This window comes from Buttiauxella sp. JUb87 (genome assembly GCF_004361975.1).
Lineage (GTDB): Bacteria > Pseudomonadota > Gammaproteobacteria > Enterobacterales > Enterobacteriaceae > Buttiauxella > Buttiauxella ferragutiae.
In genome coordinates, this window is sequence record NZ_SNVY01000006.1 from 108,808 (window position 1) to 131,723 (window position 22,916).

At 50.4% G+C, this 22,916-nt stretch carries 24 protein-coding genes and 1 other RNA gene; 11 read left to right on the plus strand and 14 right to left on the minus strand.

From position 1 onward, the window contains the following. Positions 1 to 177 precede the first annotated feature (177 nt). Positions 178 to 990, plus strand: a complete 813-nt coding sequence (locus tag EC843_RS18555; protein WP_064540462.1) for a DeoR family transcriptional regulator — start codon at positions 178 to 180, stop codon at positions 988 to 990. A gap of 103 nt (positions 991 to 1,093) precedes the next feature. Here the strand turns inward: EC843_RS18555 and EC843_RS18560 are convergent, their stop codons facing one another. Continuing rightward, positions 1,094 to 2,488 carry an MFS transporter gene (locus tag EC843_RS18560; protein ID WP_133522821.1) on the minus strand — a complete coding sequence of 465 codons (1,395 nt, stop codon included), beginning with the start codon at positions 2,486 to 2,488 and terminating at the stop codon, positions 1,094 to 1,096. Positions 2,489 to 2,609: 121 nt separating this feature from the next. On the opposite strand from EC843_RS18560, the gene EC843_RS18565 reads away from it, so the two are divergent. Beyond that, positions 2,610 to 3,539: a LysR family transcriptional regulator gene (locus EC843_RS18565; RefSeq protein ID WP_133522822.1), complete on the plus strand. Its 930-nt coding sequence runs from the start codon at positions 2,610 to 2,612 to the stop codon at positions 3,537 to 3,539. 88 nt (positions 3,540 to 3,627) lie between these two features. On the opposite strand, the gene garD is transcribed toward EC843_RS18565, so the two are convergent. Then, positions 3,628 to 5,199, minus strand: a complete 1,572-nt coding sequence (gene garD, locus EC843_RS18570; RefSeq protein ID WP_133522823.1) for a galactarate dehydratase — start codon at positions 5,197 to 5,199, stop codon at positions 3,628 to 3,630. 348 nt (positions 5,200 to 5,547) lie between these two features. Between garD and EC843_RS18575 the strand changes: the two genes are divergently transcribed. From EC843_RS18575 to EC843_RS18610, 8 genes are all read left to right on the plus strand, one after another. After that, positions 5,548 to 6,879: an MFS transporter gene (locus EC843_RS18575; protein WP_064540452.1), complete on the plus strand. Its 1,332-nt coding sequence runs from the start codon at positions 5,548 to 5,550 to the stop codon at positions 6,877 to 6,879. 37 nt (positions 6,880 to 6,916) lie between these two features. Next, positions 6,917 to 7,687: a 2-dehydro-3-deoxyglucarate aldolase gene (gene garL / locus EC843_RS18580; protein WP_133522824.1), complete on the plus strand. Its 771-nt coding sequence runs from the start codon at positions 6,917 to 6,919 to the stop codon at positions 7,685 to 7,687. Between the two features lie 27 nt (positions 7,688 to 7,714). Next, positions 7,715 to 8,605, plus strand: coding sequence for a 2-hydroxy-3-oxopropionate reductase (garR, locus tag EC843_RS18585; RefSeq protein ID WP_064540445.1), 891 nt, complete (start codon positions 7,715 to 7,717; stop codon positions 8,603 to 8,605). A gap of 109 nt (positions 8,606 to 8,714) precedes the next feature. Continuing rightward, on the plus strand, positions 8,715 to 9,860 hold the full coding sequence (gene garK, locus EC843_RS18590; protein WP_064540442.1) for a glycerate 2-kinase: 1,146 nt from the start codon (positions 8,715 to 8,717) through the stop codon (positions 9,858 to 9,860). A 41-nt stretch (positions 9,861 to 9,901) separates the two neighbouring features. Then, positions 9,902 to 10,280: RNase P RNA component class A (gene rnpB / locus EC843_RS18595), an RNA gene on the plus strand. Between the two features lie 383 nt (positions 10,281 to 10,663). Continuing rightward, positions 10,664 to 11,761 carry an AAA family ATPase gene (locus EC843_RS18600; RefSeq protein ID WP_064540439.1) on the plus strand — a complete coding sequence of 366 codons (1,098 nt, stop codon included), beginning with the start codon at positions 10,664 to 10,666 and terminating at the stop codon, positions 11,759 to 11,761. Positions 11,762 to 12,269: 508 nt separating this feature from the next. Then, positions 12,270 to 13,592 carry an amino acid permease gene (locus EC843_RS18605; protein ID WP_133522875.1) on the plus strand — a complete coding sequence of 441 codons (1,323 nt, stop codon included), beginning with the start codon at positions 12,270 to 12,272 and terminating at the stop codon, positions 13,590 to 13,592. Between the two features lie 45 nt (positions 13,593 to 13,637). Beyond that, positions 13,638 to 14,945, plus strand: coding sequence for an L-serine ammonia-lyase, iron-sulfur-dependent, subunit alpha (locus tag EC843_RS18610; protein ID WP_133522825.1), 1,308 nt, complete (start codon positions 13,638 to 13,640; stop codon positions 14,943 to 14,945). A 5-nt stretch (positions 14,946 to 14,950) separates the two neighbouring features. On the opposite strand, the gene EC843_RS18615 is transcribed toward EC843_RS18610, so the two are convergent. After that, a complete protein-coding gene (locus tag EC843_RS18615; RefSeq protein ID WP_232887239.1) occupies positions 14,951 to 15,082 on the minus strand; it encodes a hypothetical protein in 132 nt (43 codons plus the stop codon). Positions 15,083 to 15,169: 87 nt separating this feature from the next. Further along, positions 15,170 to 15,871: a pirin family protein gene (locus EC843_RS18620; protein ID WP_064540644.1), complete on the minus strand. Its 702-nt coding sequence runs from the start codon at positions 15,869 to 15,871 to the stop codon at positions 15,170 to 15,172. Positions 15,872 to 15,977: 106 nt separating this feature from the next. Between EC843_RS18620 and EC843_RS18625 the strand changes: the two genes are divergently transcribed. Beyond that, a complete protein-coding gene (locus EC843_RS18625) occupies positions 15,978 to 16,868 on the plus strand; it encodes a LysR family transcriptional regulator (protein ID WP_133522826.1) in 891 nt (296 codons plus the stop codon). A 97-nt stretch (positions 16,869 to 16,965) separates the two neighbouring features. Here EC843_RS18625 and EC843_RS18630 read toward each other — a convergent pair whose 3' ends face one another. The 10 genes from EC843_RS18630 to exuR all read right to left on the minus strand — a co-directional run bounded on the left by EC843_RS18630 (position 16,966) and on the right by exuR (position 22,835). Continuing rightward, positions 16,966 to 17,349 carry a DUF805 domain-containing protein gene (locus EC843_RS18630; RefSeq protein WP_064540426.1) on the minus strand — a complete coding sequence of 128 codons (384 nt, stop codon included), beginning with the start codon at positions 17,347 to 17,349 and terminating at the stop codon, positions 16,966 to 16,968. Between the two features lie 85 nt (positions 17,350 to 17,434). Further along, complete coding sequence (locus tag EC843_RS18635; RefSeq protein ID WP_064540423.1) at positions 17,435 to 18,427, minus strand: glutathione S-transferase family protein; 993 nt, start codon at positions 18,425 to 18,427, stop codon at positions 17,435 to 17,437. A 78-nt stretch (positions 18,428 to 18,505) separates the two neighbouring features. Beyond that, positions 18,506 to 18,898, minus strand: coding sequence for a DoxX family protein (locus EC843_RS18640; protein WP_064540420.1), 393 nt, complete (start codon positions 18,896 to 18,898; stop codon positions 18,506 to 18,508). 209 nt (positions 18,899 to 19,107) lie between these two features. Beyond that, positions 19,108 to 19,398 (minus strand): YqjK-like family protein, encoded by a 291-nt coding sequence (locus EC843_RS18645; RefSeq protein ID WP_064540417.1) that lies wholly within the window; start codon positions 19,396 to 19,398, stop codon positions 19,108 to 19,110. 2 nt (positions 19,399 to 19,400) lie between these two features. After that, on the minus strand, positions 19,401 to 19,793 hold the full coding sequence (locus EC843_RS18650) for a phage holin family protein (RefSeq protein ID WP_064540414.1): 393 nt from the start codon (positions 19,791 to 19,793) through the stop codon (positions 19,401 to 19,403). A 2-nt stretch (positions 19,794 to 19,795) separates the two neighbouring features. Next, positions 19,796 to 20,101 carry a YqjD family protein gene (locus EC843_RS18655; protein ID WP_064540411.1) on the minus strand — a complete coding sequence of 102 codons (306 nt, stop codon included), beginning with the start codon at positions 20,099 to 20,101 and terminating at the stop codon, positions 19,796 to 19,798. A 45-nt stretch (positions 20,102 to 20,146) separates the two neighbouring features. Beyond that, positions 20,147 to 20,515, minus strand: coding sequence for a DUF1090 domain-containing protein (locus EC843_RS18660; protein WP_064540408.1), 369 nt, complete (start codon positions 20,513 to 20,515; stop codon positions 20,147 to 20,149). Between the two features lie 163 nt (positions 20,516 to 20,678). Next, complete coding sequence (gene mzrA / locus EC843_RS18665; protein WP_064540405.1) at positions 20,679 to 21,056, minus strand: EnvZ/OmpR regulon moderator MzrA; 378 nt, start codon at positions 21,054 to 21,056, stop codon at positions 20,679 to 20,681. An 11-nt stretch (positions 21,057 to 21,067) separates the two neighbouring features. Next, positions 21,068 to 21,730 (minus strand): DedA family general envelope maintenance protein YqjA, encoded by a 663-nt coding sequence (yqjA, locus tag EC843_RS18670; protein ID WP_064540402.1) that lies wholly within the window; start codon positions 21,728 to 21,730, stop codon positions 21,068 to 21,070. Between the two features lie 328 nt (positions 21,731 to 22,058). Beyond that, positions 22,059 to 22,835 carry a transcriptional regulator ExuR gene (gene exuR / locus EC843_RS18675; protein WP_064540399.1) on the minus strand — a complete coding sequence of 259 codons (777 nt, stop codon included), beginning with the start codon at positions 22,833 to 22,835 and terminating at the stop codon, positions 22,059 to 22,061. Positions 22,836 to 22,916 lie beyond the last annotated feature (81 nt).

Genomic DNA, 22,916 nt, shown 5'->3' on the forward strand with positions numbered 1-22,916 from the left:
AAAACAAAACGAAAGATAATAGAATTGCGATCTGTTTCGCAAAAGAAACATAATGAAAGCCTATTTGACACGATGACAGTGAATGCAGCGGGCGATGTAAAGGCTTGCTTTCCGCGAAAAGAAAGGTGTTAATAGGCAAAGTGAAATGAAACGAAAGGTTTTATGAAAGGATCTATTATGAGCAATACCGACGCAGCAACGGACAAGCGTGTAACAGGTACAAGTGAAAGACGCGAACACATTATTCAGCGTCTTCGCCAGCAGGGAAGTGTGCAGGTTAATGATCTCTCTTCATTTTTTGGTGTTTCGACTGTGACGATCCGTAACGATCTGGCTTTCCTTGAAAAGCAGGGCGTGGCGGTGCGTGCTTACGGCGGTGCGCTGGTCTGCGATTCAGGGACGGCGGCGGTAGAACCGACGGTTGAAGATAAAAGTTCTCTGAATACTTCCCTTAAACGCAGCATCGCGCGCGTGGCTGCGGATCTTATTAAGCCTGGCCACCGCGTTATTCTTGACTCCGGCACCACCACTTATGAAATTGCACGCCACCTGCGCAACCATAAAGAAGTCATCGCCATGACTAACGGTTTGAACGTGGCGAATGCATTGCTTGAAGCGGAAGGCGTGGAATTGCTGATGACCGGTGGGCATTTGCGTCGCCAGTCGCTTTCATTCTACGGCGATCAGGCCGATCAATCGCTGCAAAACTATCACTTCGACATGCTATTCCTCGGCGTTGATGCCATCGATCTGGAACGCGGTGTTAGTACACATAACGAAGATGAAGCGCGCCTTAACCGCCGTATGTGCGAAGTGGCTGAACGCGTAATCGTCGTAACGGACTCCACGAAATTTAACCGCTCCAGCCTGCATAAGATCATTGATACCCAACGGATCCATATGGTGATCACCGACGCGGGTATTCCTGAAGAGAGCCTGAAAGGGCTGCGTAAAGGCGGCATTGAAGTGGTGTTGGTTGGCGATGTCTGATTGTAGAAGGGGTGGATGCTTGCGCTTATCTACCCTACAACCAGGGTTCTCCCGCCAATATGGCGGGAGAAATGGCGGGAGAAATTTGTACTGGTTTTTTCTCTTACCCTGCCGCTAATTTATATCCCCGCAACCGGCTCACGCTCAGCGCGATGGCTAAAACCGTGGCGATGAGGGCTACCCACAAGCTGATTTGCACGGCGCTGTTCTGCGCATAAAGCGACATAAACACGCCCACAAATGCCGCTCCGAGGCACTGGCCGAAGGTGCGCATTATTGCCAGCACGCCTGAAGCGTAGCCGCTGTTTTCGCGTGAGGCATTGGAGAGCATTTCTCGGTTGTTCGGGCTTTGGAAGCAGCCAAAACCGATTCCGCATAACAGGCTACGCAGGCAGATATCCCACGCCTGCGCGTGTTCCGGGAGCATCGCCAGCAATGCCAGGCCAACCGCAAAAATGCTCAAGCCAATGGTGGAAATGATCGCTGCTGAATAGCGGTCGGCAAGACGCCCGGCATGGGGTGCGGCCAGAATAATGCCGATGGGCCACGGTGTGAAAAGCAGTGCCGAAACCAGCGCGCTGTAACCGTAAACGCTCTGAAACAGGAAGGGCAGCGCGATAAAAGTTATCCCCTGGCTGACAAAAGACGCTAAAGAAGTGAGCGCTGCCAGCGAGAATCGGGAAGAGGCAAACATCTTGAGCGGGAGCAGCGGTTTTGTGGCGCGGCGTTGAACCCAGATGAACGCCATTCCGGTAAAAATCGCGATGCCACCGTAAATCAATGCGGTTATCAGGTCGCTATTTCCCTGATGTGTAAAGGCATCGGCGGCCATCACCAGGGCGCCTAACGCAACGGCTGAAAGCACGGCTCCAGCGTAATCAAACGGTTCACGCTTTAACGCCGGATTATGGGGAACCGCGCGCAGAGTGAGTATCACAGCCATGATTCCCAACGGAATATTTATCGCAAACAGCCATTGCCAACTCAATGCCGAAAGTAAGGTTCCACCCAGAATAGGCGCGATGGCGGTGCTGGTGCCAATCAGTAATGCGTTCAGGCCGAGGATGCGTCCGAGCAGGCGGTTGGGGAAAACCGAGCGCAGGATTGCCGGGCCAATGCTTAAGGTCGCGGCACCGCCGATACCTTGTAATACGCGCATAATGACCAGCATTTCCAGTGATGACGACAGCGCACAACCGACGGATGCCAGAGTAAAAACGCTGAGTCCGAAGGTGAAGATGGCACGGAACCCAAGGCGGCTGGAAAGTGCCGCAAAGATCGCCAGCGTCATCGCTGCGGATAACAAATAGCCGTTCGCCACCCAGACGGTAGCGCCGACGGAGGCGTTAAGTGAGCGGGCGATTTGCGGCAGCGCAATGTTAATCATCGAGCCGTCGAACACGACCATCGCTGCCATAGTCATCACTGCTACCATTGCTAAGCCGCGCTCGCGACCTGGTAATCCTTCATCGCCGGGTTGATCGGTAAATAACGCCATCGGTTAAAGTTCTCTTTCGCAGGTTGATGGCGCAAATATAGCGGTGCCTAAGATGTGGCGGAAGATGCAGCATTTGCATTAATAACCTGCACCAAACGCCTTCTCTGGTTACTATGACGTTATGAACGAACCCGATCTGAACTTACTGATTGCTTTAGATGTGCTTCTGGCGGAAGGAAGTGTGGCGAGTGCTGCGCGCCGTCTGGGCTTAAGTGCCTCAGCGATGAGCCGCACGTTAAGTCGGCTTCGTGCCACCACCGGCGACCCGCTACTGGTGCGCGCCGGGCGTAACATGGTGCTGACACCTTATGCCGAGGAGATCCGCGAGCGCACGCAAAATGCGGTGTTTGAAGCGCGGGCGATACTGCGCCCGTCTTCAAGCGCGCTCAATCTTGCCACGCTTGAGCGCAGTTTTACTCTGCGGACTAACGCCGGGTTTATCGAGATTTTTGGTGCCGCATTGATTGCCGCGGCTGCTGCTGTCGCGCCTTTAGTGCAACTGCGTTTTATGCCCAAACCGGAGAAAACAGCGAAGTATTTGCGCGAAGGTTTGATTGACCTTGAGGTCGGCGTGCTCGGTGAGATGGGGCCGGAAATACGGCTCACCACGCTGTATCGCGATAAGTTTGTTGGTGTGGTCAGGAAAGGGCATTCGCTGGAACAGTATGGGGAAATAACGGCTGCGAAGTATGCCGCGTTGGGGCATGTGGTGGTTTCCCGCCATGAACGTGGAACCGGCCCGGTGGATGTATTGCTGGCTGAGCTTAATTTAGAACGCAAGATTGTGGCGATGGTGCCGGGCTTCCCTGCGGCGCTGGCGGTGGCTCAAGCGTCTGATTTGGTGGCGTTGGTTCCGGCGACGTTTTTGTTAAATCAGCCAGGATTGAATGGGAACTCAGGGGAAGCGAGATTGTTTGTTTTTGAGCTGCCGGTGAAAACCAATGAGATTACGGTGTCGTTGATGTGGCATCCACGTTCGGAAGCCGACCCCGCGCATCAATGGTTGCGGCAGTTGGTGTTGAAGGTTTGTCGCGAGAAATTGCCGGGATGAGGCTGGTGTTGGATGGCGCTGCGCTTATCCAACCTACAAAATCGGTAGGGCGGATAAGCGTTGGCGTCATCCGCCATTTTTCAAAAAATCAGGTCACCGGCGCTGGGTTAAACACCGCCAAAGCATTGTGCAGCCCCCACTGATCCGAGAAGGTTTTCTTGCGTCCACTCGCGACATCAAGAATAAATTTGAACAATTCCCAGCCGACATCCTCAATGGTCGCTTCACCCGTGGCGATAGTACCGGCGTTGATATCCATTAAGTCGTACCAACGGTTTGCCAGGGCGGTACGGGTGGCCATTTTAATCACCGGAACCGCAAGCAAGCCGTATGGTGTGCCGCGACCGGTGGTGAACACTTGCACCGTAATGCCCGATGCGACCTGTTGCGTGCCGCAGACGAAATCACTGGCCGGTGTTGCCGCGAAAATGAGGCCGCGTTTGGTTGGGCGTTGCCCTGGAGAAAGCACTTCAACAATCGCGCTTTGCCCTGATTTGGCAATGGAACCGAGCGCTTTTTCCACTACGTTTGCCAGGCCACCTTTTTTGTTGCCCGGCGATGGGTTAGCGCTGCGGTCGGTTTTACCCATATCGAGATAGTTGTCGTACCATTCCATCTCTTCAAGCAGGCGTTTGCCGACTTCTTCATTGATGGCGCGTGGGGTTAACAGGTGAATGGCGTCGCGCACTTCGGTGACTTCAGAGAACATCACCGTGCCGCCACAGCGCACTAACAAGTCAGAGGCAAAACCTACTGCCGGGTTAGCCGTCACACCGGAGAACGCATCGCTACCGCCGCACTGCATACCGACCACCAGGTCAGACGCCGGGCAGGTTTCGCGCTGGCGCTGGTTCAGTTTCACTAAGTGGCGCTCAGCGACCGTCAGAATGTCGTCGACCATTGATTTAAAACCGACGTGGTGTTCGTCTTGCAGGCGCACAATGCTGGCATCGCTAACGTTAATCGCTTGCACGTCGTCGGTGCCTTCGAGCAGGCGATCAGGCTGCAATTTTTCGCAACCCAGGCCAATCACCATAATTTCGCCGCCAAAGTTCGGGTTCAGAGAAATATTATGGATGGTGCGAATAGGGATAACCGCTGCAGGGGCGTTGATCGCCACGCCACAGCCATAAAGGTGGTTCAGGCCGACCACGCCATCAACATTCGGGTAGCGCGGTAGCAAATCACGTTCAATAATTTTGATGACATAATCCACCACGCCAGCAACGCAATGGACGCTGGTGGTGATGCCAAGCAGGTTCTTGGTACCGACACTGCCGTCTGCATTGCGATAACCTTCAAAGGTATAACCTTCCAGCGGCGGCAAAGGTTCCGGCACTTTGGTCGCTAATGGCAGCGTGTGGAGTGGTGGCGCTTTTGGTAATTCCACCAGTGATTCGTCAATCCAGCTACCGCGTGGAATATCACGCACCGCGTAACCGATCACTTCACCATAACGGACGATTTCACCGTGTGCGGGAATATCAACCAGTGCAGCTTTATGGCCTTGCGGGATATGTTCGATTAATTCCAGACCATCCGGGAAACGCGTACCGGCTTTCAGGCCGTTATCATTAACAATAATAGCGACATTATCTGTCTCATGAACTTTTATATAAAAGGAGCCAGGGGGTTGTTGTTTAATTTCTATATTTGACATTGTCGCTATTCTCCAGAATTTTTCTAATCGTGACTTCTCACAAGCTAAATAAAGAATGTCAGTCCGTGAGGAATAAAAATGTGAGCGAGATCACTTTATATTGTGACGCCTAATCTGGAGGGGTGGGCAATCAATGAAATTGTGCAATACCCCCCACAAACATGTGCATATGGTTAACTATTTATTGTTTTTAATGTCATTAATTGGGCGGATGCCTAATGTCCATTGAGTTACTGGTGGCTATACTGTGTTGCATATATTAAGCAGTGCCATCCCGAAATATAATTTATTAATATCTTATTAAATAAAAATCCTTGAATAAAGTACCCGCAACAGAGGATGTGAAAAATGATTTTGGATACAGCCATTGAGTCTAAAAAAGGTAAGCATACGCGATACCTAATATTATTAATTATCTTTATTGTGACGACGATTAACTATGCGGATCGCGCCACACTTTCTATTGCAGGTACTGAAGTTGCTAAAGAATTACAACTCAGTGCAATCTCAATGGGTTATATTTTCTCAGCATTTGGCTGGGCTTACCTGCTGATGCAAATCCCTGGTGGCTGGTTGCTTGACCGCTACGGTTCGAAGAAAGTCTACACTTACAGCCTGTTCTTCTGGTCGCTGTTTACCTTTATGCAGGGCTTTGTCGACATGGTACCGCTGGCGTATGCGGGTATCTCCATGTTTATCATGCGCTTTATGCTCGGTTTCTCTGAAGCACCGTCTTTCCCGGCGAACGCCCGTATTGTGGCGGCTTGGTTCCCCACCAAAGAACGCGGCACCGCATCTGCGATTTTTAACTCTGCACAGTATTTCTCGCTGGCGTTGTTCTCTCCATTACTCGGTTGGTTGACCTTTGCCTGGGGCTGGGAACACGTGTTTACCGTAATGGGCGGTATCGGTTTTGTGCTGACTTTCCTGTGGGTGAAGTTTATCCATAACCCGACTGACCACCCGCGTATGTCAAAAGAAGAACTGGATTACATCACTAAAGGCGGCGCAGTGGTCGATATGGACCACAAAAAACCAGGTGCCGTGGTTGAGGGGCCAAAACTTCATTACATCAAACAATTACTGACTAACCGCATGATGCTGGGCGTGTTCTTCGGTCAGTACTTTATCAACACCATTACCTGGTTCTTCCTGACCTGGTTCCCGATTTACCTGGTGCAAGATAAAGGTATGTCGATTCTGAAAGTGGGGATGGTGGCTTCTATTCCGGCTCTGTGTGGCTTCGCTGGCGGGGTGTTGGGCGGCGTATTCTCAGATTCGTTAATCAAACGCGGTTACTCACTGACTGTTGCTCGTAAGATACCGATTGTGCTCGGAATGTTGCTGGCTTCCACCATCATTCTTTGTAACTACACCGACAGTACCGCGCTGGTTATCGCGCTGATGGCATTCGCTTTCTTCGGTAAAGGTTTTGGTGCCCTGGGCTGGCCGGTTATTGCCGACACGGCTCCAAAAGAGATGGTCGGTCTGTGTGGTGCGGTCTTTAACGTGTTCGGTAACGTGGCTTCTATCGTGACACCACTGGTGATTGGTTACCTGGTTTCTGAGCTTCACTCCTTCAATGCGGCGCTGATCTTTGTTGGCTGCTCGGCGCTGATGGCAATGGTTTGTTATCTGTTCGTAGTTGGCGACATTAAACGTATGGAATTGCAGAAGTAATTCTCTCAACAGATAACTGAATAAATAAGGGCAACAGATGAATAACAACGTTTTCCCCAACAAATTCAAAGCGGCACTGGCAGCACATCAGACGCAAATCGGTTGCTGGTCTGCACTGGCAAACCCTATCAGTACTGAAGTGCTGGGGCTGGCAGGGTTCGACTGGATTGTGCTGGATGGCGAACATGCGCCAAACGACATCACCACTTTTATCCCGCAACTGATGGCGTTAAAGGGTAGCGAAAGTGCGGCGGTGGTTCGTGCACCAACTAACGATCCGGTGGTTATCAAGCGCTTGCTGGATATTGGTTTCTACAACTTCTTGATTCCGTTTGTGGAAACCCAGCCGGAAGCGGTGCTGGCGGTGTCTTCAACCCGCTATCCACCGGAAGGGATTCGCGGCGTGTCTGTTTCGCATCGCGCCAATATGTTTGGCACCGTGCCGGACTACTTCGCACAGTCCAACAAGAACATCACGATTCTGGTGCAAATCGAAAGCCAGCAGGGAGTGGATAACGTTGATGCGATTGCCGCGACTGACGGCGTGGACGGCATTTTTGTCGGGCCAAGTGATTTGGCGGCGGCGTTGGGCTATTTGGGTAATGCCTCGCATCCGGAAGTGCAACATTGCATCCAACACATCTTTGCTCGTGCTAAAGCGCACGGTAAACCGGCCGGGATTCTGGCACCCGTTGAAGCGGATGCGCGCCGTTATCTGGAATGGGGCGCCACCTTTGTGGCCGTTGGTAGCGATTTAGGCTGCTTCCGCTCTGCAACGCAGAAACTCGCTGATTCTTTTAAAAAATAACCACCATTTAAAGAGAGAGACTGAATTATGACACTGAAAGTTGGGTTTATTGGCCTGGGTATCATGGGCAAACCAATGAGTAAAAACCTCATCAAAGCTGGTTATTCGCTGGTGGTTGCCGACCGTAATCCAGAGGTTATTGCTGAAATTATTGCGGCGGGTGCCGAAACCGCAGCCACGCCTAAAGATATTGCCGAGCAGTGTGATGTGATCATCACCATGCTGCCTAATTCCCCGCATGTGAAAGAAGTGGCACTGGGTGCGAACGGTATTATTGAAGGGGCAAAACCGGGCACTGTGGTTATCGATATGAGTTCTATCGCGCCACTGGCAAGCCGTGAAATCAGCGAAGCGCTGAAAGCCAAAGGTATCGACATGCTGGATGCACCGGTCAGCGGTGGCGAGCCAAAAGCTATCGAAGGTACGTTGTCTGTGATGGTTGGCGGCGACAAAGCGATTTTCGACAAGTATTACGACCTGCTGAAATCCATGGCCGGTTCCGTGGTGCATACCGGCGATATCGGTGCCGGCAACGTCACCAAACTGGCAAACCAGGTGATTGTAGCGCTGAACATTGCGGCGATGTCTGAAGCGCTGGTACTGGCGACCAAAGCAGGTGTTAACCCGGAGTTAGTCTTCCAGGCGATTCGTGGCGGTCTTGCGGGTAGCACCGTTCTGGAAGCGAAAGCGCCGATGGTGTTGGATCGTAATTTCAAGCCAGGTTTCCGCATCGATCTGCACATTAAAGATCTGGCGAATGCGCTGGATACCTCCCACGGCGTTGGTGCCCAATTGCCACTGACTGCGGCAGTGATGGAGATGATGCAGGCGCTGCGAGCAGATGGGCACGGTAACGATGACCATAGCGCCATCGCGTGTTACTACGAAAAACTGGCAAAAGTAGAAGTCGCCAGGTAATCAATCGTAGGGCGGGCAAGCCATGCGCCCCCGCCAATAATTGGTGGATGACGCTTGCGCTTATCCACCCTACAAAACTCGGCCCTTAAGTTTTTGGCATGGATACATTATGAAAATCGTAATCGCACCCGACTCTTATAAAGAAAGCCTCTCAGCTGTTGATGTGGCGAAGGCCATTGAAAAAGGATTCCGTGAGATATTTCCTGATGCAGAATATATATCGGTCCCGGTTGCAGATGGCGGGGAAGGTACGGTCGATGCCATGATCAGTGCGACACAAGGCAAAAAAATCACCACAACAGTGACCGGGCCGTTGGGCGAACCGGTGAGCGCATTTTGGGGAATGTCCGGCGACGGCAAGACGGCGTTTATCGAAATGGCTGAAGCCAGCGGACTTGCGCTAGTACCGCTCAAAAACCGTAACCCATTGATTACTACATCACATGGTACTGGCGAGCTGATTTTACGCGCTCTGGATAACGGTGCGCGCAACATTATTATCGGCATCGGCGGTAGCGCAACCAACGACGGTGGCGCGGGCATGGTGCAGGCGCTGGGCGCGAAACTGTGTGACGCAACGGGCAAAGAGATTAGCCACGGAGGTGGCAGTTTAATGAGCCTGAACACTATTGATATTTCAGGCCTCGACACCCGTTTGGCAGATTGCGTGATTAACGTGGCCTGCGATGTGACGAATCCTTTAATTGGCGATAACGGCGCTTCACGTGTCTTCGGGCCGCAAAAAGGGGCTGACGAAGCGATGATCGTTGAGCTGGATGCCAACCTTGCCCACTTCGCCGATGTGATTAAAAAAGATTTACATATTGATGTGAAAAATGCGCAAGGCGCGGGTGCCGCGGGTGGCATGGGCGCGGCTTTAATGGCGTTTCTTGGCGCAGAATTACGCAGTGGCGTTGAGATTGTGACCGAAGCTCTGCACCTTGAAGAACACATTCATGACTGCTCGCTGGTGGTGACCGGCGAAGGGCGTATGGATAGCCAGAGTATTCGTGGCAAAGTCCCGGTAGGTGTGGCAGCCGTGGCGAAAAAGTACCGTAAACCGGTGATTGGTATTGCAGGTTCACTGACCAGCGATGTGGCGATAGTCCATCAACATGGCATCGATGCAGTGTTCAGTGTGCTCAACAGTATTGTTACGCTGGAAGAAGCGTTGAAAAACGCATTCGACAATATTTATCGTGCGTCGCGCAATATTGCGGCAACGGTGGCGATAGGTATCAATACCACCCGTTAGCAGGGGTGACAGGGGCGGGTAAAACCTCTATACTTCGCGCCGAAGCTGACCAGACAGTCGCCGCTTCGTCGTCGTCCTTCTTCGGAAGGAGACAGGCGGAGGGGAGGAAAGTCCGGGCTCCATAGGGCAGGGTGCCAGGTAACGCCTGGGGGGGTAACCCACGACCAGTGCAACAGAGAGCAAACCGCCGATGGCCCACGCAAGTGGGATCAGGTAAGGGTGAAAGGGTGCGGTAAGAGCGCACCGCGCGTCTGGTAACAGTTCGCGGCACGGTAAACTCCACCCGGAGCAAGGCCAAATAGGGGTTCATAAGGTACGGCCCGTACTGAACCCGGGTAGGCTGCTTGAGCCAGTGAGCGATTGCTGGCCTAGATGAATGACTGTCCACGACAGAACCCGGCTTATCGGTCAGCTTCAACCATTCAGGAACGCCCCGCACAGTGTAAATTGTGCGGGGCGTTTTGCTATGTGTGTTTTACCACCCTCACCCTGGCCATCTCCCTGAGGGAGAGGGGATGGATCGAGTTTTTCTCCCTTTCCCTGAGGGAGAGGGGATGGATCGAGTTTTTCTCCCTCTCCTGAGGGAGGGGGATGGATCGAGTTTTTCTCCCTCTCCCTGAGGGAGAGGGGATGGATCGAGTTTTTCTCCCTCTCCTGTGGGAGGGGGATGGATCGAGTTTTTCTCCCTCTCCTGAGGGAGGGGGATGGATCGAGTTTTTCTCCCTCTCCTGTGGGAGAGGGTTGGGGTGAGGGCAAACAATTGCCATAATACGAACCTCGCCATCACCGGATTCCACACCGCCATGATCAAATCCCTGTATATCGACAACTACCGTTCCGTGCGCAAGCTTTCCATTGATCTCGAACGGCTGAACGTGGTTTTTGGTCCTAATGGCTGCGGTAAATCCAACATTTATAAAGCAATCCATCTGATTCACGGGGCGGCGATGGGGCAGTTGTCGCATTGGTTATCGGATGAAGGCGGTATTCAGAAAGTGATGTGGGCGGGCGATCGCGCCAAAGGGTATGCCAGTGCGCCGCGCCGCATGACACTGGCGGTAGATACCGACGATTTTGAGTATGAATTGCAGGTCGGTTTCCCTGATAAACTGCCGTATCCAACCATGTTTGATCTCGATCCTATTGTTAAAGAAGAACAAATTTGGCTGAGTGGTTTCCGCCGTCGCCCTTCATCTTCCATTATGCACCGGCGTAACCAGGCGGTTTTTCTCAATGATGTGAACGGTGAGAAGGTGACGCATGCCGCCACACTCTACGAAAACGAATCTTTGTTCGGCCAGTTAGGCGAGCCGCATCTTTATCCTGAAGTTTCCAGCGCACGGGAAATACTGCGCAACTGGCGTTTCTACCACGAATTCGACATTACCAAGGGTGCCGGATTGCGTTTGCCGCAGGTCGGTTATCGCTCGCCTGTTCTGGGCGGTGATGGTTTGAATTTGGCCGCGGCTTTCCAGACCATCGTTGAAATAGGTGATAGCGAATTACTGTTTGCGGTGCTGGATGAAGCGTTCCCTGAATGCACATTTTTCTGTGATAACAGGAACGGGCGTTTCCAGATGATGATGCACCGACAGGGGATTAATCGCCCGTTGGAGTCGGCTGAATTTTCTGACGGAACATTACGATTCTTGTGCCTGACCGTTGCGCTGCTTAGCCCCCGACCACCACGTTTTATTGCCCTCAATGAACCGGAAAACAGCCTGCATCCACAGATGTTGCCCGCACTGGCACGTTTGATCGCACAAGCGAGTCGCTACACGCAGATTTGGTTAACCAGCCACTCGCCAGAACTGGCGACGCTTATCGAGAGACATACTCCGTTTACGCTGTATCAATTGGCGATTGAGAACGGAGAAACGCGCGTTAACCGGCTTTCCTGATAATTTGCTGTAACCGTATGGCGAAATGGTAGATAAAAAATCTAAACCTTAACCATATGGATACAATAAACAGTGATTAATTCTGAATCGCCGTTGCAGTGTGAGGTGAGTCAAAATCTGGTGGCCATATTGTCACACCGCATTAACCTCACGAGTTGCGCCAGCTCACATTCGCGGTGGGTGGGTAATTTCCTTTAAAGCAAAACACTCAAAACAAATACTTTAAAAACAATGAGTTAGTTTTTTAACGATACCTTTCCAATAACTCTTTTCTACCAAATTAGCAAAATACTGCAGGAAATATGCAGATTTACCTCTAAACGGAGAAAAATTTACTCTTTTGTTTGGCTTCCTCTTGAGGAGTAGCAAATTTTTTCTCCGCTACCCGCGCTATCCTTTTCTCATTCTAAATACACGTCCAGAACACCGATCTCGTTTTTCGAGTATCTGGTCATCACTCTGTATTGAATATTCACGATTAAAACCTACAAATATAAGCGAGCACTTTATGGAAACGGGAAGCATTACTGCGGTTAATATTCCAGCATCCGGTCGAGCAGGAATGACAGAAAGTGAATGGCAGGCCGCGACAAAATTCGATAGTAAAGATGTCGGCTGGGTAATTATGAGTATCGGGATGGCGATTGGTGCCGGAATAGTCTTTTTACCAGTACAAGTCGGATTAATGGGGTTGTGGGTATTTCTGCTCTCCTCAATAGTAGGATATCCGGCAATGTATTTGTTCCAGCGTCTCTTTATTAATACCTTAGCGGAATCACCGGAATGTAAAGATTACCCTAGTGTGATTAGTGGTTATTTAGGTAAAAACTGGGGGGTATTATTAGGCGCTCTCTATTTTGTTATGTTGGTTATTTGGTTGTTCGTTTATTCTACTGCCATTACTAATGATAGTGCCTCTTATTTACATACTTTTGGCGTGACCGAAGGGCTGTTATCAGATAATCCTTTTTATGGGTTGGGACTGATTTGTGTTCTGGTCGCCATTTCTTCACGAGGCGAGCAGCTTTTATTTAAAATCTCAAGCTTCATGGTGCTGGCAAAGCTTTTGGTTGTCGCGGCATTGGGTTTCTCAATGATTGGCATGTGGCACTTGCACAACACCGGGATGCTGCCGCCAATGGGGATGCTGATTAAGAATGCGATCATTACCCTGCCATTTACATTGACCTCTATTCTGTTTATTCAAACATTAAGCCCGATGGTGATTTCGTATCGCTCAACAGAAAAGTCCCGGGAAGTGGCTCGTTTTAAAGCGTTGCGTGCCATGAATATTGCCTTCGGTATTCTTTTCGTGACGGTGTTCTTTTATGCAGTTTCTTTCACGCTGGCAATGGGGCACGACGAAGCTGTAAAAGCCTATGAGCAAAATATTTCGGCTCTCGCTATCGCTGCCCAATTCATTGACGGCGCTTCGGGCGCGTGGGTCACTGTCGTTAGCGTAATGCTCAATATCTTTGCAGTCATGACGGCATTCTTTGGTGTTTATCTTGGTTTCCGTGAGGCAACACAAGGTATCGTTATTAATATTTTACGTCGCAGAATGCCAGAAGAAAGAATAAACCAAAAATGGGTGCAGCGCGGAATTATGTTGTTCGCCATTTTATTGGCCTGGAGTGCGATCGTCCTTAACGCACCAGTATTAAGTTTTACCTCAATCTGTAGCCCAATATTTGGCATGGTTGGTTGTTTAATTCCTGCATGGCTGGTTTATAAAGTACCAGCACTGCACAAATATAAAGGTGCATCGCTGGTGATTATCATTATTACCGGGTTGCTGTTATGTGTCTCTCCATTCCTGGCGTTCTCCTGATTCGCAGGTGTTTGTATTGTAGTTCTCAGTATTAAGGTTAAAAAAATGACAAATACAGAAATGAACCCTGCGTGGGCAGAGTTAATCCGTGCGGTAAAACAAAATGTGAAGCCAGCAGTAGGGTGTACGGAACCCGTTTCACTGGCGCTGGCAAGCGCACTGGCTGCCTCGCATTTGGCCGGGAGAGTGATTCGAATTGAGGCCAAGGTTTCACCTAATCTGATGAAAAATGGCATGGGAGTTACCGTTCCTGGAACGGGAATGGTGGGTCTACCTATTGCCGCCGCAGTGGGTGCATTGGGCGGCGATCCGCTGGCGGGGTTAGAAGTTCTCAAAGGTGCGCCAGTAGAGGCGATTGCCGCCGGGAAGTTGCTGTTGGCAAGTGGCAAAGTGACGGTGACAATTCAGGAACTTTGTGAGGAAATCCTCTATACCCGCGTTACGGTCTATACCGCAGAAGAGTCAGCGACGGTGGTGATATCTGGCGAACATACCAGGGTAAGCCGTATCGAAAAGGACGGAGCGGTATTGTTCGATGCGCAAGGGGAGGCTAAGCCCGTTGACAATGAGCAGGCGTACCATCTGGAGCGATTTAACCTCGAGCAGATTGTTGAGTTTGCCCAGAGCGTTCCGTTTGACGATATAGGTTTTATTCTTGATGCCGCGTTGCTCAACGGTGAACTGTCGCGCGAAGGATTGCGGGCGCAATATGGTTTGCATATTGGTTCGACATTAAGCCGCCATCGCGATCGCGGTTTAATGGCTAAGGATCTGTTAAGTGACATAATGATCCGTACTTCGGCGGCATCTGATGCGCGCATGGGGGGGGCTTGTCTGCCTGCAATGAGCAACTCAGGTTCTGGTAACCAGGGGATTACGGCGACGATGCCGGTTGTGGTGGTAGCCGAGCACCTTGGTTGCGATAGCGAGCGGCTGGCGCGTGCGTTGATACTGTCGCATCTGACCGCTATCTACATTCACCATCAGTTACCTACGTTGTCGGCATTGTGCGCAGCAACGACGGCCGCGATGGGTGCTGCGGCTGGGATAGCCTGGTTAATTGACGGAAGTTATCAGAGTATCTCGATGGCAATCAGCAATATGATTGGTGATGTTAGTGGGATGATTTGCGATGGCGCATCAAATAGCTGTGCGATGAAAGTGTCGACCAGTGCTGCTTCGGCATGGAAAGCGGTACTGATGGCGCTGGATAATACTTCGGTCACGGGGAATGAAGGTATCGTTGCTCATGATGTAGAGCAGTCGATAAGCAATCTGTGTGCACTGGCAAGCCAGGCAATGCAACACACAGACCGTCAGATTATTACGATTATGGCTAACAAAGTTGCCTGATATCCCTAAGCTTCTTCTTCAGCCATCTCGGTCAGGCGGACGTCCGCTTCGATAACAATGGCTTCCAGCTCGTTCAACATTTCGTCGTAGCTGAGTTCGGGTTCAGCGGTTGCCGTGATAATGGCAACCGCTGCCACAGGTGACGGCGCTGCTTTTTTTGTACTCTTCCGGGTAGCCAGTTTTTTACTCACAAATAACTCCTGTTGGTCAGACTTTGGCACTGGTCAGACCGGTAAATCTATCAGCAATGCACGCAGTGGAGTATCTGCAACCAACGTTATGTTAGCTTCGTCACGGATAAAAGCGCCATCGCCGCAGGTAAGCCCTTCTTTTTGCTCGGCAGATGTAACTGCATGAACTGCACCGTGAATCGACTGCAAATAAGCTCGCGGGCCATGTAACTGGAAACTCAATTGCTGGCCTTTCTCCAGTTCAATTTGATGGACCCACACTTGCTGGCGCAATTGCAGGCTCTCTTTGCTGCCATCCGGCGACGCCAGCAATTGCTGCGGCTGGTCTGTCAGGCTGATTTTTTGCACCAATGGGTTTTCACGCTCCGGGCAGGCATCCAGCCACAACTGCATACGCGTCAGCGAGTTCTCTTTACTGAGATTATGCTCGCTGTAACTCAGCCCAGGTTGGGTGGAAAGCAGCAACGCTTCACCTGCTTTCGCCTGAACATGGTTACCTTCGCTGTCGCGGTATTCCGCTTCGCCTTCGAGAATCAAATTGAGGATATCGACCTTCGGATAAGTTCGCGGCTGGAATGAAGCGCCAGGTGCCAGGACTTCCTGATTGAGTACGCGCAACGATGCATAGCCCAGCAATTTCGGGTCAAAATAGTGACCGAAAGAAAACGTATAGCGTGCCTGCAGCCATCCGTAGTCCGCTTTTCCGCATTGTTTGGCAGTTCTTGGCGTAATCATAATTTCATGGCCTCTTTTTACACTAGGCCCATGGTAAAACTCTGGACGTTGCATTGTTAGCTAGTTAATCTGCTCGGTATGTTCAAATTTCCTGAATGAGAACGAGATGGCTAAAGAGAGAGCATTGACGCTGGAAGCATTGCGGGTCATGGACGCAATTGACCGGCGCGGGAGTTTCGCCGCGGCTGCTGATGAGCTAGGGCGTGTGCCGTCAGCGCTGAGTTACACCATGCAGAAGCTTGAAGAAGAACTGGATGTGGTGCTGTTTGACCGTTCGGGCCATCGCACAAAATTTACCAATGTCGGGCGCATGTTGCTGGAGCGCGGGCGAGTTTTGCTCGAAGCGGCTGAAAAACTGACGACTGATGCTGAAGCACTAGCTCGCGGCTGGGAAACGCATCTCACCATCGTGACTGAAGCGCTGGTGCCAACGGCGAAGTTGTATCCGTTAGTCGAAAAACTTGCAGGTAAAGCGGACACTCAGTTATCGATCATTACGGAAGTTTTGGCGGGTTCATGGGAGCGTTTAGAGCAGGGGCGAGCGGATATTGTGATTGCGCCGGATATGCATTTCCGTTCTTCATCGGAGATTAACTCGCGCAAGTTGTACAAGGTGATGAGCGTTTATGTCGCCGCACCCGACCACCCGATTCACAAAGAACCGGAGCCACTTTCAGAAGTGACACGCGTGAAGTATCGCGGTATTGCGGTGGCTGATACTGCGCGGGAACGCCCGGTGATCACGGTGCAATTACTGGATAAACAGCCGCGTTTGACGGTGAGTAGCATGGAAGATAAACGGCAGGCGTTGTTGGCCGGTTTGGGTGTGGCGACGATGCCTTATCCGCTGGTCGAACAGGATATTGCCGAAGGGCGTTTGCGCGTGGTGAGCCCTGAATACACCAACGAAATTGACATTATTATGGCGTGGCGACGCGATAGCATGGGCGAGGCGAAAGCCTGGTGCTTGCGTGAAATTCCAAAATTATTGAAGTAGTGGCTACGCCCTCACCCCGGCCCTCTCCCTCAGGAGAGGGGGAAAACCGGACAATTCCCTCTCCCTCAGGGAGAGGGCTAGGGTGAGGGGCAAAGCATTATTCACTGACTAATCTGGCATCCATCGCTTTTGGATCTGAACCGTATTTATTCTCACCCGGTGTGCCATTCTGGCAGTTGAACGCCAGAATAATCAGCCAGCCGACAATCGGAATAAATATCAGCAGTAACCACCAGGCTGAACGATCGGTATCGTGCAAACGACGGAACTGTACAGCCCAGTAAGGCAGGAAAATCAGCAGGCCATAAATGGTAGCCAGCAGACCTTCTTCTTTCGCAATTCGCAGTCCTAACATCTTATCCAGAATGGTTAACACGACGGTCAGTACCAGGTTCACCAGAATGAACATCCAGAATTCTTTACGTCGCGCCCGTCCGCTGAAACCAATGTAATTTCTTAGTACTTTGAAATACCAATCCATTTTTTGCCTACCTTGAGTTCTAACGATCTAATTCAAGAATAGTCGCGAATGATTTTTGCGTAAATTATAGCTTGGGTGAATTTAATCAACCGTGGTTAAACCGTTCATCGCGACCATGTGGCTCATTTAAATCCTGCGCAGGGCCAATGGAAATAATGCCCGTTGGGTTAATCGTTTTATGGCTGCGGTAATAGTGATTGCGGATATGCGCGAAATCGACGGTCTCGGCAATGCCCGGCATTTGGTAGATATCCCGCAAGAATCCGTAGATATTCAGGTAATCACTAATGCGGTGTTTGTCGCATTTAAAGTGGGTGACGTACACAGGATCGAAACGTACCAGTGTAGTCCACAGGCGAATATCGGCTTCAGTCAGTTGGTCACCGGTTAAATAGCGGTGCTGGCCAAGGATTTGCTCGACGCGTGCCAGTGATTCAAACACTTTGCTGACCGCTTCATCATAAGCTTCCTGAGAAGTGGCAAAACCTGCTTTATACACGCCGTTATTAATGGTGTCGTAAATCCAGCTATTCAGTTCATCAATCTGGCTGCGTAACTGTGGCGGATAATAATCTCCGGCACGAGCCCCTTTGGCATCAAACGCGGTATTCAGCATGCGAATGATTTCAGCAGATTCGTTACTGACAATCGTCTGGGTTTTCTTGTCCCATAAAACCGGAACGGTAACGCGGCCGGTGTAGTTTGGGTCAGCTTGCAGATAGAGTTGATAGAGATATTCGTGCTGGTATAGGCCATCACCGGTCGCGTTCGGGAAGTCGTCATCGAACGTCCAGCCATCTTGCAACATCAGCGGGTTAACCACCGAAACCGAGATAAAAGATTCGAGGCCTTTCAAAGCTCGCATGATGAGGGTGCGATGCGCCCACGGACAAGCGAGGGAAACATAGAGATGGTAACGGTCTTTTTCAGCGGCAAAGCCACCTTTACCGTTCGCACCGGGTTCGCCATCAGCCGTCAGCCAATTGCGAAACACTGACTCTGAACGTTTGAAACTGCCACCGGTAGATTTGGTGTCATACCAGACATCGTGCCAGACGCCATCAATTAACTGTCCCATGCTGTTCTCCAGGTGAGCTTTAAAAACAAAAAAGCGAAGGGATGAACCTTCGCTCTTATTGATAATCAGTATAGAACCTTACCAGTTTTTCTTCAGCAGGCGGTCGATGCTGTATGCGCCTGGCCCGAAGATAGCCAGTAACAGATAACCACCGGCAATGGTGAAGTTCTTCATAAACATGATGGAGTTCGGGCCCTGGCTGAAATCAGCGTGGAACAGGAATGCCGTCAGAAGCGTAAATACCGCAGTGATAATCGCCGTGGTACGTGTGAAGAAGCCGAACAGGATGGCCAGACCGCCGCCAAACTCAAGCAGAATGGTCAAAGGCAGCAAGAACCCTGGGACGCCCATCGCTTCCATATATTGTTGAGTACCGGCATAACCGTTAATTTTGCCCCAACCTGCAACGATGAACAGAATTGGCATCAAGATACGAGCTAACAGTACACCAGCATCATCTAATTTTTTCATTTTACTCTCCAGAGAAATTCTATTGGGTGCTATCAGCCCAGGATTTTTTGTCTTTGCAATTTCCGGTGGTTACCGTTAACTGCGGTTGATGTGGAGGATAATAGACGGGGCATTAATGGATTGTTAGCAAGGAATACTGTCGATGTTTTTCAAATTACTTGAGTAAGCCTGCTAATAAAAACGCCGCTTATTTTAAGCGGCGTTAGGGATTACTGCGATTGCTGTTGCACCGTATTGCGAATCAGGCGCCAGGCGCTCCAGGCACCGAAACCGCGTCTGGCCCAGCGCATCAGGAAACTCGGGTGGCGCACAGTCCAGATAGCCATCACGCTGCTGGCGATTAACGCATAACTGCGCAAGCTCAGTAAGGTATTCCAGCCGCGATCATAGGCGCCTGTCGCTTCCAGCCAATCGCGCCTGCTGGCACTTAAATCCAGCCGTTGTTGTTGAATCTGGCTGAGTAAAAAGGCCTTGCGCTTATCAAGCTCACGGTTGCTCATGGTTAGTCATCTTCCAGCAAAGCACGGTCGTTTTCGAGTTCACGACGAGTATGGCGCAGCAGTGTGGACTGGCGAGATTTACGCAGCGTCCAGATAGCTCCGATCACCGCAAGCCCCAGCAGGACTGCGGTCGTCGCAATCATGGCATTCAGACGATACTGCGGTTCGACGGCCCAGAAAATCAGCACCACCAGGCTCATTAATCCGAATGCTGCAAATAGCATGGTTAACCCAAGCATTAACAGCAACTGAACCAGATGGGCTTTCTCTTCTTCCAGTTCAACCACGGCAAGACGCAGGCGCGTTTCCACCATCCCAACGATGATGGTGACGATGCGCTGACCAATGCCGAGGACGCTTTTGCCCGGCCCTTGAGTGTGATGGGATTCAGGCATAATTAACGGCGAGTCAGCAGGACACCGAGCACGACGCCAATCGCCGCCCCAATACCCACGCCGGTCCATGGATTTTCACGAACATAATCGTCAGCTTTTGCCGCCGCTTCTCGCGTTTGTTTGGCAATCACGTCGCCGGTATCACCCAGACGGACACGGCTTTCTTTCAGCGCTTTTTCGGCTTTGCCACGCAGTCTTTCAAGTTCGGATTTTGACTTGTCCGTCGATGCACTCAGCACTTCTTCAAGGGTATCAGCCAGGGATTTCAGCTCTGCGCGCAAGTGTTCTGATGTAGTATCTTTTGACATAGTTCTCTCCAGATTTTCTAAGAATGACGGGTTTATTAAAGAGTCTTAGTAATCACGGGCCTGCAGGACTTTCAGTTCATGTTCTGCTTCAGACAGCTTCTGCTCCCGCTTGGTAATTTTTTCCGCATCGCCTTTTTCGCGAGCTTCTTTGAGGTCAGCTTTTCGTTCGGTAATTTCGGCTTTTTGCTCGTTGATTTTCTTCTGATGGGCCGCGCGTAAACTGCTGTCAGTACAATTGGCGCGGACTTCTTTCAACGCTTTATTAAGCCCATCGACACGACTTTTGTTCTGATGTTTTTCCGCATAGCCAATTTCACGTTGAATATCCTGCTCTTTCTCACTGCACAGCGAGTTGGCATGTGCCGCAGAAGTTAAAGATAACAAGGCAATAGCCAATACGGTACGAGTGTTCATGTTAAACCTTCCATTGTGATGTACGTTTAGCCGTAAGGTTAAACACACAAAGAATCCAGAAATTATTCGAAAATGATGATTTGTAGCGATTTAAGTAAACAAGCATAGTCAGAAACTGAGTATAAACCCAATCCGTGGTAACAATTTAGGATTTTGGAAAGGGTTAGCCGATGCGGATATTTTCGTTGAGCATGCGTGTCAGCCAACTGCTGGCGCTGTCTTCTTCTTCTTGTTGAGCGATGACATAACCATGCGGCAGTGTCCTGTACAACACGACTTTTGCGGCTTCGCTTTGCGCACTTGAATCAAATTTGATCAACAAGGAGTTGTTTTCAGGGGTAATGCTTTTGAAGCGGATACCGTTAGCATCAAGATGATGCCAGACAAAAAAGCCGTCAGGCATGCTGATACCTTGTTGATTAGAGCGAATTTCCAGCGTTGATTCGGTGCGCTGCATTCCAGACCATATCAATATGGACGCTGCCGCAACAACACCGATCAATATCGTGGCCCGCAGGCCACGAAAAACGTGTGTTTTCATCGTCATCCCTCTTAACTGCGGTTACCGTATTTCTTACGCCAAAGCACAATCAACGAACCGATCAGGCCGCATACCAGTAACACCACTGGTAACAGCATCAGGCAGGACATCAACGCATCTTCATATTTCAGGAATACTGGTGTTTTGCCAAGCAGATAACCCAGCGAGGTCAAAATCAGAACCCACAATAACCCGCTCATCCAGTTGAAGAACTGGAAGCGCGCATTATTCAGACCGGATAAACCGGCAATAGTTGGCAGCAGGGTGCGAACAAAAGCGATAAAACGGCCAATCAGCAACGCAGACAAACCATGTTTGTGGAATAAGCTATGCGCGCGTTGATGGTAGTGTGCAGGAAGGTGCGAAAGCCAATTCTGCACAATGCGCGTATTCCCAAGCCAGCGCCCTTGAATATAACTGAGCCAACAGCCGAGACTTGCGGCGGTGGTTAATAAAAGCAAGGTTTCAGGAAAACCCATAGCCCCTTTGGCAATCAATACACCGACCAAAACTAACAAGCTATCACCGGGCAGGAAAGCTGCTGGTAACAGACCATTTTCAAGGAATAAAATCATGAATAACACGAAATAAAGCATGCCAATCATTCCTGGATTGGCGAGCGTTTCAAAATCCTGGTTCCATAAAGCGTTCAACAATTGCGTGAAAAGTTCCATTCAGTGTTCCTGGCACATCGATTAAGACCGCTGATCAAAGTCAGATGGTAGAGCACGGCTTTGTTATGTGTGTTGTGTTGTTGCCGATTGTCATTCACTGCTCTTTGCCGGTTCGTATTACATTTCCCTATGAAAGCGAACAGGTAGTGAAAGCAAAGCTGATTCTTACAGTGAAATTGCATCTAATTGTAACAAAGCTCTGTGTAAGGCGTCACAGTATTTGTGCTTTGTTGAGGGACGATTTTGATTGCTAGTCGAGGGGCTGGCGAGGGTATTTACAAACGCTGACACTATTGTTGGTTTGCTTACCCTCGCGAGAGGAAAATGACTACTTTTGGCCGTTTGCTGCGGTATCGAGATGAATTACCGGATTATCCGCAAACAAATAGCGATCAGCATTGAACTCGAAATCATCACTGGTTGCATCAAACAGCATTTGTTTAGTGTTTTCCAGGTGTTGCCACATCGCCACTTTAGCCGCATGTGGGTCTTTACGAATCAGTGCCTTAAGAATTTGGTCGTGATCGTCGCACCAGTTGTCAGCGGTACGCTTATCAATATGCTCGTGAAGTTTTTTCCAGTATGGGTTGTGGATGCGTTGGCTCCACATTTTTTCCACGATGGCTGCAAGGGCTGTATTTTGTGATGCCAGAGCCACCTGAGTGTGGAAATGAAGATCCCACTCTGAATCCTGGAAATTGTGCTCATTACGCGCCATTTCCTGAATTTCCATGAGCTTGACGATGTCTTGCTTAGTGACCTGCGTCGCCGCAAATTCAGCGATATTGCTCTCAATCAACTGACGAGCTTGCAGCAGCTCAAAGGGACCAAAACTAGCGAATTCAAACTGTTCATCAGGAAGATTGGTGTATTTCGCCTGATTGGCGATGACATGGATGCCGGAGCCTTTGCGTACTTCGACGTATCCTTCCACTTCCAGCATGATTATTGCTTCACGAACCACAGTGCGGCTCACGTTCTTCTCTTCAGCAATAAAGCGCTCCGCCGGGAGTTTTTCCCCAACCAAATAAACACCGTTTTCGATGCGTTGTTTAAGTTCAGCGGCCAGTTGCTGATAAAGACGACGTGGTTCCATAATATCCATCTGTAGCTCCGGGAAAGGTCCTGCGGTTAACCTTATTTGTTATACCACTTTTCAAAGATAGGCTCCATATTCTGGATACAC